The following is an 11,703-nucleotide window of genomic DNA, read 5'->3' on the forward strand; positions in this document are numbered from 1 at the left end:
AAATAATATTTGTAATATAAACTAAACTTAAGTAGAAAGTAGTAACTTTTTTAATTCTTTTGCATATTATATATTTTTTAATTCTTAAAATTAAAAAGACTTTTTTTAATTTATCTAAACTTTATATATGTGTCTAAATCATTATCTAAAAAAGCTGTTAATAATTAAATATATCAATTGACAAATTAAATCTAGAATGGTAGTATTTGCAACGTAAAATAATATGGTTAAATAAAGCTTACAATTATAACTTTATATACAGATAACCAATAAAAAGTTTTAATTACAAAAGAACTAAACTTTTCTATAAAGGAGGAAAAAAATTGAAAAACACACTAGATAAAAAAATATATCAACTATTTGATAAATATTTTTTTCAAATTTTTGTATTTGTAATGATTTTAATTTCAATTTGGATAAGATATATTTTCATTAATTTTACTACAGACGATTATACTTATTTTCTTAAACCTTGGGTTAACTATATAGCAACTCATGGAGGATTACGTTCTTTAGCTACAATTCCAGCAAATTATAATGTTCCTTATTTATATATTTTAACTTTGATAGCAAAAGCACCTCAATATTCTCTTTATTTAATAAAAATTGTATCAATAATTTTTGACTATATATTAGCATTTGCAGGAGCTTTAATAATAGGAAAATTATTAGAAAATAAAAGTTCAAAAAGATTTGCTCAAATTTTTGTTTTTTTAGGAATTTTATTTATACCAACTGTTATTTTAAACGGAAGTGCTTGGGCACAATGTGATGGTATATATTCATCTTTTTGTTTATTTTCTATTTATTTTTTACTAGATGATCATCCATCTATTAGTTTTATATTTTTTGGGATAGCATTTGCCTTTAAACTACAAGCAATATTTATATTACCAGTGTTAATAATTCTTTATTTTAGTAATAGAAAATATTCAATACTTAATTTTTTATGGATTCCAATAGTAAATGTTATACTATATATCCCAGCCTTAATTAGTGGCAGAAGCTTTAGCAAAATAATATCAATTTATTTTACTCAAGAATCACAATATAAAAAATTAACTCTTAATATGGCTAATATATATTCATTTTTCCATAGTGGAGAAAATAACATGATAAGAACAGCGGGAATAATATTTACATTATTTATCTTTGCTATGATTTTTTGCTTTATTATTTATAAAAAGAAAAAGTTATCAAACCTTAATATAGTAACTTTATCTCTTTTATCAGTTCTAATATCAACATATTTTCTACCAGGCATGCACGGACGTTATGTATATTTAGCTGTTGTCTTATCAGTAATATATGCAATAATGAAAAAATCTAAATTTTATGTTGCAATAATTCTTATGTTTAATTCTTTTATGAATTATATACGATATTTATGGGCTTACAATCTTATAGATATTAAAATAATATCTGCAATGCAATTTATAATATTAATATGTGTTTTAGTTGATTTCTTTAAAGACCTTAATAAGGGTGAAGAACTTATTTGTTAATATTAATAAAAAAGACTTTTCTATTTGAGAAAAGTCTTTTTTATTATTTATTTCTAAAAACTAATTTTTTGCTTTTTCTACTTTAAGCTTTTTACCTTTTATAGTTTTATTTTTCAATTCTCTTAAAACTTTCTCTCCTTTATTATTGAATATTTCAACTGTTGAACCATTATCTTTTATTTCAATTATTCCTATATCATCTTTTTCTATTCCATCTATGCTACATATAGTTCCTACTATATCTAATATTCTAATTTTTTTCTTTTTTCCTCCATTTAAATAAAGTTTTGTTATCCCTTTAATACTTTTCTTTTTATCTTCTCTCTTCTTTGGATTTTGTCTCAATATCTTTTCTGATAAAGCTTTATCTTTTATTTCTTTTTCTTTATAAAGCTCTATTTTTAAATTTATATATTCTTCTATTCTATTTAAATATTTATCTTCATATGGAGTCATTATTGTTATTGAACTTCCTTTAAGCCCTCCTCTTCCAGTTCTCCCTATTCTATGAACATAAGCTTCTTTTTCAACTGGAATATCTATATTTATTACATGTGTAACATTTTCTACATCTAAACCTCTAGCTGCTATATCTGTTGCAATAAGTATTTTAAATCTCCCTTCTCTAAAACTATCCATTTTTTTATTTCTTTCTTTTTGAATCATATCTCCATGCAACTTATCTATAGAATATCCTTTTTCTTTAAAATAATTATACGCAATCTCTACATTATCTTTTGTTCTACAAAAAATAATTGCTCTTTCAGGAATTTCACTTAAAAGTATACTATTTACTTTTTCTAATTTTTCTTTTCCTTCTACTACAATTAATCCATGAGTTATTCCCTCTGTTACTAATCCCTTTCCTTCACATTTAATCCATACAGGCCTATCCATATGTTTTTTAGTTAGTTCTTCTATTTTTTCTGGAACTGTTGCAGAAAATAACATTGTTGTTCTGTTTTTATTTATTCTTCTACATACTCCTTCTACTTGATTTATAAATCCCATATTAAACATTTCATCAGCTTCATCTATAACAAGGTATTTTATCATTTTTCCGTTTAAAGTACCTTTATCTAAATGATCTAATACTCTTCCTGGTGTCCCTACAACTATATGTACTTTTCCTTTTAAAGCATTATCTTGTTCTTTAACTGATTCTTTTCCTATTAAAGTACAAACCTTTAACTTTTTATATCTTCCTATATTTTTAATATCTTGACTTATTTGTATTGCAAGCTCTCTTGTAGGAGCTAAAATCAAAGCTTTATCCCATTCTTCATCAAAACTTAATCTTTCACATAAAGGAATTGCAAAAGCTCCTGTTTTTCCACTTCCTGTTTGAGATTTTACTATTAAATCTTTATTTAATAACGCTTCCTTTATAACCTTTTCTTGTACCTCTGTTGGCTTTTTATATCCTAAATCATTAATTGCTTTTAATATTTCTTTGCTTAATTTAAAATCATTAAAACTACTCATATTTTCCTCCTAAATCAAAAAATTAGACTGTATTAAACTAACTATTAAGATAACATATCTTTCAAAGTTTTAATACAGTCTAATTAAATTATTTTATATTAAATTTTTCTGTTGATCTATCTAATATTCCTGTTAAAAATGCTAATACTACTCCATAATTTGTAATAGGAGTTTTATTTTCTTCACATTTTAAAACTCTATTCATTACAGTTTTTCTATTTATCATACATGCTCCGCAATGAATAACTAATGAATATTTATCTAAATCTTCAGCAAAATCATATCCTACTTTATATTCAAAATCTAATTCTCCACCAACATATTTTTGAAGTGCTTTTGGAATTTTCACTCTTCCTATATCTTCATGAGATACATTGTGAGTACAACTTTCTGCAAAAAGAACTTTATCTCCAGGTTTTAAATTTCTTATAGCATTTACTCCTTCTATAAATGACTTTAAATCACCTTTTTGTCTAGCAAATAGTATTGAAAAGCTTGTAAGTTTTATTTCTTTTGGAACTATATCGCTAACTTTTTTAAATGCTTGAGAATCTGTTACAACTAAATCTATATCTTTTAAATCCTTTAAAGCTGATTTAAGTTCTGTATCTCTCACAACATAACTTTTTATACCATTATCAAGACAATCACGTATAAGTTGGACTTGTGGTAATATAAGTCTTCCTTTTGGAGCTTCTGAATCTATAGGAACAACCATAACTACTTTTCCCCCATAAGGAACTATATCTCCTATTAAATTTCTCTCTTCTTCTTCTTTTTCAAGAATTTTCACAAGTTCTTCTTTTAATTCTTCTATTCCACAATCAGTAACTGTTGATGTAGGAATAACTGTTTTATATTTAGACTTTAATCCAGTTACTATATCACTATTTGCAACTTCGGCTTTATTCGCTGCTACTATAAATGGAATATTAAATTTTCTAGCTTCTATAACCCATTTTTCAAATGAATCATAATCTGGACTACTTGAATCAATAACAAAAATTCCTACATCCGTCTTTCTTAAAACTTCCATAGTTTTTTTCATTCTAAGCTCTCCAAGTTCTGATTTATCTTCAAGCCCTGCTGTATCAATAAGAAGAACAGGTCCAACTGGTATAAGCTCCATTGCCTTTTGAACAGGATCAGTTGTTGTTCCTTGAACATCTGATACAAGTGACATTTCTTGCCCTAAAATCTTATTCATAAGAGATGACTTACCGCTATTTGTATTACCAAAAATGGCTATATGCTTCCTATTTGAATTAGGGGTATTATTCATAATAAACTCACTCCTTTTTGTCCTATGTTTTTAAAAAAGGCTCCTTCAAATTCATCCTTTGAAGGAGCCTTTATACATATATTATACTATTTTATTTCTTTTTATTAAACTATAGATATAAATCTCTTTTACCATTTAATAAATTATCTATATTTTCTTCTGTTATTTTTCTTGTATTTTCATTTTTTATCTCACTTGCTATTTTTCTTGCAAAATTTATAGCTTTTTCTTTAAATCTCTCATCACCATAATCTATTGCATATTCCACAAGAGTTGTTATAGCATTTGGTTCACAAACTTTTTGAATTTCACCTGATTTTGCAAGACTCATAAATCTGTCTCCAACTCTTCCTTTTCTATAACAAGCTGTACAGAAACTTGGAATATATCCATCATCTATAAGCTGTTCAATAGCTGACATACTATCTGTTTCAACATCAAAAAGCTTAAATTGCTCATCACTATCTTCATTATTTGCTCTTTTTTTGTATCCACCTATAACAGTTGTTGAACCAACAGATATTTGAGATATACCATATGTCATAATTTCTTTTCTAAGTTCAGGAGTTTCTCTTTCTGTAATCATAAGTCCTGTAAATGGAACAGCGATTCTAATTACAGCAACTACTCTTTTAAATGTTTCATCATCAAGTAAGTATGAAAGTTCTTCCATATCAACTCCAGCAGCTTCTCTAATTCTTGGAACAGATATTGTATGGAATCCTACTCCATATTTTTCTTCTAAATGATCATTGTGCATCATAAGACCTAAAACTTCAAATCTTGGATCAGCTAGTCCAAATAAAACTCCTGCTCCAACATCTTCAATTCCAGCTTCCATAGCTCTATCAAAAGCTGTTAAATGATATTCATAATCGCTCTTTAATGAATTTGGATGTGCTTTTTCATACATTGGTTTATTATAAGTTTCTTGGAATAATACATAAGTTCCTATTCCTTTTTCATATAATTTTCTATAATTTTCAACAGAAGTAGCAGCAATATTTACATTTGTTCTTCTTATTTCTCCATTTCCATTTTGAGTTTTGTACATTGTATCTATACATTCAAGAACATATTCTATAGGAGCATTTACAGGATCTTCTCCAAGTTCTAAAACAAGTCTCTTGTGCCCCATCGCTTCAAGAAGTCTTACTTCTTCTGCCACTTCTTCTTGAGTTAATTTTTTTCTTTCAAATTTATTGTTACATTGGTATCCACAATAAACACATTTGTTAACACAATAGTCACTTACATAAAGAGGAGCAAATATAACTATTCTTTTTCCATATATTTCTTCTTTGATTTCCCCTGCAATTTTAAAAATTTCTTTTTCTACATCTTTTTCTTTTGTAGCTAAAAGTATAGCTATGTCTCTGTAATCTAATTTTTCTCTTTTTCTAGCCTTTTCTATAACTTGTAAAGATTCTTCTCTTGTAGGATTTTTAGTTTCTTCTAAGATGCTGTTAATATAATCATGATTTATAAACATTCAAATTCCTCCTAAAATTACATTTTTTCGTTATTTTTCTTTAAACCAATTTATGTTATCTCCTCTACCTACCTCTACTTCATATCCAAATCTTCTCATTCTACCTTCTATACACATTCTGCACTCTGCTGCTTCGTCTCCTGTGCAAATTTTTCCATCATAAAGAGCATATTTATCTCTAACATCTGTTGGTGAAAGATTAGGCATAACAACATTTCCTCCTGCTTTAATACCTTTCTCTCTACCCAAAGGATCAATACTTCCAAGTGCTGTTGTTGCTGGAAGCAGTACATCTGGTAAAAGAAGTCTTACTAAAGCTAACATTATTACTGTTTTTTGTAGAGTTCCGCCTTTTTCGTTTCCAAGAGGTGTATCCTTTTGAGGAATAAAAGGACCTATTCCACACATTGCTGGTTTAAAAGTCTTTACAAATCTTAAATCTTTTACAAGATCAGAATTTGTTTGATTTGGAAGTCCAACCATAAATCCTGCTCCTGCTTGATATCCTATTTCCTTAAGGTTTTTCAAACACTCTCTTCTTTCTTCAAAAGATGCACCAGGATGAAGACTTTCATAAAGTTCTTTACTAGCAGTCTCATGTCTTAAAAGATATCTATCTGCCCCTGCTTCATACATTTTTTTATAAGATTCATAACTTCTTTCACCAAGAGAAAGTGTTATTGCATTTTTAGGATGACGTCTTTTTATCTCTTTTATTATTTCTATCATCTTTTCATCTGTAAAATAATCATCTTCTCCACCTTGAAGCACATAAGTTTTATATCCTAGTTTATCACCTAAATCTACACACTCCATGATTTGATCAAATGTAAGTCTATATCTATCTGCATTTTTATTGCTTCTTCTTATTCCACAATAAGCGCAGTCTCTCTTACAGAAATTTGTAAATTCAATAAGACCTCTCATATAAACTTTATTATCATAGTTTTCTCTTCTAATAATATCTGCTTTTTCTGATAAATACTCTTGTTCAGTAAAAGTTATATTATCTAAAAGATATAAAAGTTCCTCATCAGTTGCATCATGTTCTTTAAATAACTTATCAATAATGTTTTTTACGTTCATAAGACTTCCTTTCTAGAGTTAAATTTCTTTTTTGCTAATAGCAGTTTTAACTGTAACCCCATTAATGTTTCCAAGTTTCCCTGTAAGACTATTTATTTCATTTAACTCTCCCTTAACTACAATAGAAATAACAGAAACCTCTTCTTCTAAAGGAATCCCCATTCTTCCTTTTATATTTCCTCTAAAAGAAGCTAAGGTACTATTAAATTTTTCTTGACATAAAATTGGATTTTCTAATATTGCACTTATAACAGCCACTTTCATTTTTTCTTACCCCATTTCATAAAAAAGACTAATCTTCTCTTAATAATTTAAAAGAAAATTAGTCTTTAACTCTCAACTATTAAATTTAGTATACTTTACTAAAACTATTAACATAGCTTTTAAGCATCTAAAAAATTACTGTTATCATATTAAAAACTGCTCTTTCAAATTAGATCTCTCTTTTTTGTTAGAAATACTTTTAAAATTCCCAAAATCTTAAAGAATACTCTCTAAAACATGGATACATTTAAATTATATACCTAATTTGACTAAAATGCTATCTATAAGCTGTTTCTTTTTTTCTCCTAAATAACTTCCATAGTAATTTTTTTCTTGATCTCTGTTTTCTATATTTACTAAAAGGAATTTATCAAATTCCCATTTATATCTCTTCTCAATCTCTTCATTTATTTCTCTTAATAATTCAATTGAATTAATTTTTTTAAATTTTCTTATTTTTCCTTCAAGTTCAGTATTATATTTCTTTATTTTTTCTACAATACTTCTAACTGTTTTTATTTTATTTTTTAAGTAATATTTTTCAAATTCAGTCTTTTTTAAAAATAATTCTTCTATTGAATATTCTTTTCCTAATATTTCAATAGTTGCACTTCCTTTTTCAAAAAGATTTCTTATTATTTGAGAAACTAAAACTTCTCTATCTTCAATTTGAAATTCTCCACCCACAATTTCAATAGCTTTTCCTAAGTGATTTAATGATTCTTCTATTTTCTTGTCATTCAATTCTATTATCATATTGTAACTCCTCTTATTTACTAAAATACATACTTTTTATTATAAATCCTGCTAAAATTCTTGTCTATCTATTTTAATTTATTTTTATTTTCTACATAATGCGACAATATTATTGTATAATGATATTATGTTTAGTTTTTATGATTACATTATAGCGAGGTACACTTATGAATATTTTACAAGATATAGAGGAACAATTTGCTTCATTTAAATTCTTATTTGATGCTATAAGAATTATAGATCCTAAAGATTGTTCTATAATAAAAACTTCTGATTGTCGATTTAGCAATTTTCATTGTTTAGAAGATGAATCTATTAGATGTAAAAATTGTTTAGCTTTAAAAGCTCATAAAGAACAAAGATCTTTTCAAAAATTAGAGATGACAAATAAAAAAGCTTTTTTAATATTTTTATTTCCTGTTAAAATTCAAGAAAAAAGTTATATAGTAGAATTTTTTAAAGATGTAACAGAAACTTTTGTAATAAGTGAATCTACTGAAAAAAAATCTCTTGATTTATTTTTTAAAGATGTAACAGAAAACTTAACCAAAGATCACTTAACAGGTGCTTATAATAGATGTTTTCTTAAAGAAAATCTTCTAAAGAAGCTTAATAAAAAATCAAACAATCCAGTTTCAATAATAATGATAGATTTAGACCATTTTAAAAATATAAATGATAAATATGGACATTTATTTGGTGATAAAATATTAGTAGAATTCTCAAATATAGTTTTAAGTTTAGTTTCCGAAACAGATTGGTTTTGTAGATATGGTGGAGAAGAATTTTTAATAATTTTAAATAACAAGCCTATGTCTAGTGCTTTACTTCTTTCTAAAAAAATAAGAGAAGCTCTAAATAGAAAATTTTTTAGATTTAAAGATGATATAATTCAAATTTATTGCAGTATGGGTATTTTTTCATCTACTTATGATAAAACTTCCTTTAGTGAACTTTTAAGTAAATCTGATGAAAATTTATATATAGCTAAAAAATCCGGTAGAAATAAAATTGTATATTAAAAATACTTCACAGAAAAATCTGTGAAGTATTTTTTTATTTTATATTTCTTTTTTCAAAATGCACTTTTAATCTTTCTAATATAACTATTAATGCTCCACCAATAATAAAAAATAATGGACTAAATGTTGAAAGTGTCATAGCTTCTTTTGGTATTTCTAATGAAGTAGGACCCATAATTACTGCATATATTGATCCTATCATAAGACCTAAAATACAATAAGTAGTTGCAGATCTATAATTAGCTAATAAATATTTAACTCCTCTTATTGTAACTGCAATACCTGTAAGAATTCCTATTCCAAATATAAATACAACTGGTATATATTCAAAATTCAATTTTAATACACCTTTTATTGCTCCTAATATTGGTGCATAAAGCCCAAATATAAGAAGAATTGTTGATCCTGATATTCCTGGAAGAACCATGGCTGAAATAGCAATCATAGCTGATATAAATATATAAATACCTAAGCCAATGTTTAAATGACTAGCAGAAACATTTACACCTTCTCCACCTTTTACTGGATTAAAGTATGTAATACAAAATACCACTATTATACCAATTATCATAAAAATAATATTTTTATAATTTCCAACTAAACACTCTTTTTCTTCTTTCCATATTATCGGAATTGCAACTACGATAAATCCAATAAATAAAGAACTTATTGCATATATATGATTATTAAAAACAGAAGTTATAAATAAAACTGAAAGAATAAATCCTACTATCCATCCAATTCCTAGTTTTATTAAGAATTTTATAGCTTCTAATCTTTCTTCTTTATTTCCTGTCACTAAATTATTAAGAGAATTTATAAACTTATCATAAAATCCTAATACAAATGCAATTGTACCTCCTGACACTCCTGGTACACTATCTGCAAGCGCCATACAAAAACCTCTAATAAAATTAATTATATACATTTTCCATCTCCTCTTTTTTTATCCAATAATAAGTAATATTAGATATTATTTTATATCTTTTTTCATAAAAAATCTACACTTTATTATTATTTGTAATATTTATTTTATTTTTATATTGATATTTATGTAAAAAAAGATTGAACTATATAAAATTTAAAATAGTTCAATCAAATTTTACTATATTATAAATTTAACTACTGTTATTAATATTCCTGATATAACTGCACTTACTGGAATTGTTAAAACCCAAGCCCAGATTATTCCTCTTGCAACTCCCCATTTAACTGATTTTATATTTTTAGATGCTCCAACTCCCATAATTGTTGTAGTCATTACTTGAGTTGTACTTACTGGCGCATCAAAAATAGTTGCACCTAAGATAGCCACAGCTGCTCCTATTTGCGAAGCAAATCCTCCAACAGGATTAAGTTTAGTCATTTTATTTCCCATTGTTTTAATTATTTTCTTTCCACCAATAGAAGTTCCAAGAGCCATAGAAAGAGCACAAGCTGCAATTACCCAAGTTGGAACATCAAATGTGCTTATAACTCCTCCACTTAAAAGTGCCATTGTTATAATTCCCATTGATTTTTGAGCATCATTTGCTCCATGGTTTAATGCCATAAAAGCTGTACCTAAAATTTCCATTTTAAGGAATATCTTGTTTACTATTCCAATTTTACATTTTCTAAAAGTCCAATTTAAAATTAGCATTATTATATATCCAAGTATAAAACCAATAGCTGGACCTAAAATTAACCATACTACTACATGATTAAAAACATTTCCCCATTGTATTTTATCTATACTACCATTAAAAGCTATTCCTGCTCCTATTAATGAACCTATAAGAGTATGGGATGAACTACTTGGAATTGCGAAATACCAAGTTATTATATTCCATATAATACATGAAGCTAAAACTCCAACAAGACACCATTGTGGTAAATATTTATGATTTATGATGTCATCTCCAACTGTTTTTGCAACAGCTGTCCCCATAAAAGCTCCAATAAAATTAAAAAATGCACAAAGTAATATAGCTGTTCTTGGTCTTAAAGCTCTAGTAGATATTGTTGTTGCAACAGCTGTTGCTGTATCATGAAATCCATTTATAAAATCAAAGCTTAAAGCTAATACAACTATTATTCCAGTTATAATAAGAGTACTAGGCATGTTTCATTACAACTCCTTCAACTATTGCTGCTATTTGCTCACAACTATCTAATGTATTTTCTAATATTAAATATATATCTTTCCATTTTATGATTTCAATTGGGTCTGTATTTTTAAATAAATTTGTTATAGTTCTTCTATAAAGCTTATCTCCTTTATGCTCTATTGCATTTATTTCTCTTATTTTTTCTACCATAGAGTTTCTTTTCCCTATTTTCTTAAGTTCTTCCATTAATTTTAAAAGTTCTGATGTTATTTCAATTATCATATCACACATTTCTAAAGATTCTTCTGTAACTTCTTTAATATCATACATTATTAATCTATTAGCTGCTGAATCTATATCATCTAATACATTATCCATCTTTTTTATTATCCTAAATATATCTTCTCTATCAATAGGTGTTATAAAAGCATTATTTAATTCTATTATATTATCGTGAACCATTAAGTCCCCTTTATGTTCTAAATCTCCTAACAATTTAGCAATTTCGTTCTTATTATCTAAATTTTCAAATCCTTTCTTTAATAAAATAGCTGACTCGTGAATATTTTTTGCCTCATCTATAAACATAACAAAAAATTTATCTTCTCTAGGATTAAAGTTAAACATATATTTATTCCAACTCCTTAAATTTTAAAATATGCTATTTATTTTCTTACTTTCTTAGTATAATCTTTAATTTTTTATATTTGAATAGGTTCAT

At 26.2% G+C, this 11,703-nt stretch carries 11 protein-coding genes; 2 read left to right on the forward strand and 9 right to left on the reverse strand.

Going from position 1 to position 11,703, the window contains the following annotated elements:
- Positions 1 to 323 precede the first annotated feature (323 nt).
- Positions 324 to 1,505 (forward strand): hypothetical protein, encoded by a 1,182-nt coding sequence (locus CLTHE_RS05610; RefSeq protein WP_080022383.1) that lies wholly within the window; start codon positions 324 to 326, stop codon positions 1,503 to 1,505.
- Positions 1,506 to 1,565: 60 nt separating this feature from the next.
- Here CLTHE_RS05610 and CLTHE_RS05615 read toward each other — a convergent pair whose 3' ends face one another.
- The 6 genes from CLTHE_RS05615 to CLTHE_RS05640 form a co-directional block, all read right to left on the reverse strand.
- Positions 1,566 to 2,990: a DEAD/DEAH box helicase gene (locus CLTHE_RS05615; RefSeq protein ID WP_080022384.1), complete on the reverse strand. Its 1,425-nt coding sequence runs from the start codon at positions 2,988 to 2,990 to the stop codon at positions 1,566 to 1,568.
- Between the two features lie 88 nt (positions 2,991 to 3,078).
- A complete protein-coding gene (gene hydF, locus CLTHE_RS05620; protein WP_080022385.1) occupies positions 3,079 to 4,272 on the reverse strand; it encodes a [FeFe] hydrogenase H-cluster maturation GTPase HydF in 1,194 nt (397 codons plus the stop codon).
- A 109-nt stretch (positions 4,273 to 4,381) separates the two neighbouring features.
- Entirely contained in the window at positions 4,382 to 5,764 is a 1,383-nt protein-coding gene (hydG, locus tag CLTHE_RS05625) for a [FeFe] hydrogenase H-cluster radical SAM maturase HydG (RefSeq protein WP_080022386.1), read from the reverse strand.
- A gap of 30 nt (positions 5,765 to 5,794) precedes the next feature.
- Positions 5,795 to 6,850 (reverse strand): [FeFe] hydrogenase H-cluster radical SAM maturase HydE, encoded by a 1,056-nt coding sequence (gene hydE / locus CLTHE_RS05630; protein WP_080022387.1) that lies wholly within the window; start codon positions 6,848 to 6,850, stop codon positions 5,795 to 5,797.
- An 18-nt stretch (positions 6,851 to 6,868) separates the two neighbouring features.
- Positions 6,869 to 7,114, reverse strand: coding sequence for a TM1266 family iron-only hydrogenase system putative regulator (locus CLTHE_RS05635; protein WP_002598103.1), 246 nt, complete (start codon positions 7,112 to 7,114; stop codon positions 6,869 to 6,871).
- Positions 7,115 to 7,366: 252 nt separating this feature from the next.
- Positions 7,367 to 7,870, reverse strand: coding sequence for a hypothetical protein (locus CLTHE_RS05640; protein WP_080022388.1), 504 nt, complete (start codon positions 7,868 to 7,870; stop codon positions 7,367 to 7,369).
- Positions 7,871 to 8,037: 167 nt separating this feature from the next.
- On the opposite strand from CLTHE_RS05640, the gene CLTHE_RS05645 reads away from it, so the two are divergent.
- The gene (locus CLTHE_RS05645) at positions 8,038 to 8,892 is read left to right on the forward strand and encodes a GGDEF domain-containing protein (protein WP_080022389.1); all 855 of its coding nucleotides are present in this window, start codon (positions 8,038 to 8,040) and stop codon (positions 8,890 to 8,892) included.
- 34 nt (positions 8,893 to 8,926) lie between these two features.
- On the opposite strand, the gene CLTHE_RS05650 is transcribed toward CLTHE_RS05645, so the two are convergent.
- From CLTHE_RS05650 to CLTHE_RS05660, 3 genes are all read right to left on the reverse strand, one after another.
- On the reverse strand, positions 8,927 to 9,820 hold the full coding sequence (locus CLTHE_RS05650; RefSeq protein WP_080022390.1) for a DUF368 domain-containing protein: 894 nt from the start codon (positions 9,818 to 9,820) through the stop codon (positions 8,927 to 8,929).
- A gap of 177 nt (positions 9,821 to 9,997) precedes the next feature.
- Positions 9,998 to 10,996 (reverse strand): inorganic phosphate transporter, encoded by a 999-nt coding sequence (locus tag CLTHE_RS05655; protein WP_080022391.1) that lies wholly within the window; start codon positions 10,994 to 10,996, stop codon positions 9,998 to 10,000.
- The gene (locus CLTHE_RS05660) at positions 10,989 to 11,609 is read right to left on the reverse strand and encodes a DUF47 domain-containing protein (protein WP_002598108.1); all 621 of its coding nucleotides are present in this window, start codon (positions 11,607 to 11,609) and stop codon (positions 10,989 to 10,991) included. Before CLTHE_RS05660 ends, CLTHE_RS05655 begins: the two co-directional genes overlap by 8 nt.
- Positions 11,610 to 11,703: the final 94 nt, after the last annotated feature.

This window comes from Clostridium thermobutyricum DSM 4928 (assembly GCF_002050515.1).
Classification (GTDB): Bacteria; Bacillota; Clostridia; order Clostridiales; family Clostridiaceae; genus Clostridium; species Clostridium thermobutyricum.

Excerpts from the sequence above, each read along its gene's own strand:
- CLTHE_RS05655 (WP_080022391.1), bottom strand. The coding sequence starts at position 10,996 with ATGCCTAGTACTCTTATTATAACTGGAATAATAGTTGTATTAGCTTTA.
- CLTHE_RS05645 (WP_080022389.1), top strand. The coding sequence starts at position 8,038 with ATGAATATTTTACAAGATATAGAGGAACAATTTGCTTCATTTAAATTC.
- hydG (WP_080022386.1), bottom strand. The coding sequence starts at position 5,764 with ATGTTTATAAATCATGATTATATTAACAGCATCTTAGAAGAAACTAAA.
- CLTHE_RS05615 (WP_080022384.1), bottom strand. The coding sequence starts at position 2,990 with ATGAGTAGTTTTAATGATTTTAAATTAAGCAAAGAAATATTAAAAGCA.
- CLTHE_RS05650 (WP_080022390.1), bottom strand. The coding sequence starts at position 9,820 with ATGTATATAATTAATTTTATTAGAGGTTTTTGTATGGCGCTTGCAGAT.
- CLTHE_RS05635 (WP_002598103.1), bottom strand. The coding sequence starts at position 7,114 with ATGAAAGTGGCTGTTATAAGTGCAATATTAGAAAATCCAATTTTATGT.
- CLTHE_RS05660 (WP_002598108.1), bottom strand. The coding sequence starts at position 11,609 with ATGTTTAACTTTAATCCTAGAGAAGATAAATTTTTTGTTATGTTTATA.
- hydF (WP_080022385.1), bottom strand. The coding sequence starts at position 4,272 with ATGAATAATACCCCTAATTCAAATAGGAAGCATATAGCCATTTTTGGT.
- CLTHE_RS05640 (WP_080022388.1), bottom strand. The coding sequence starts at position 7,870 with ATGATAATAGAATTGAATGACAAGAAAATAGAAGAATCATTAAATCAC.
- hydE (WP_080022387.1), bottom strand. The coding sequence starts at position 6,850 with ATGAACGTAAAAAACATTATTGATAAGTTATTTAAAGAACATGATGCA.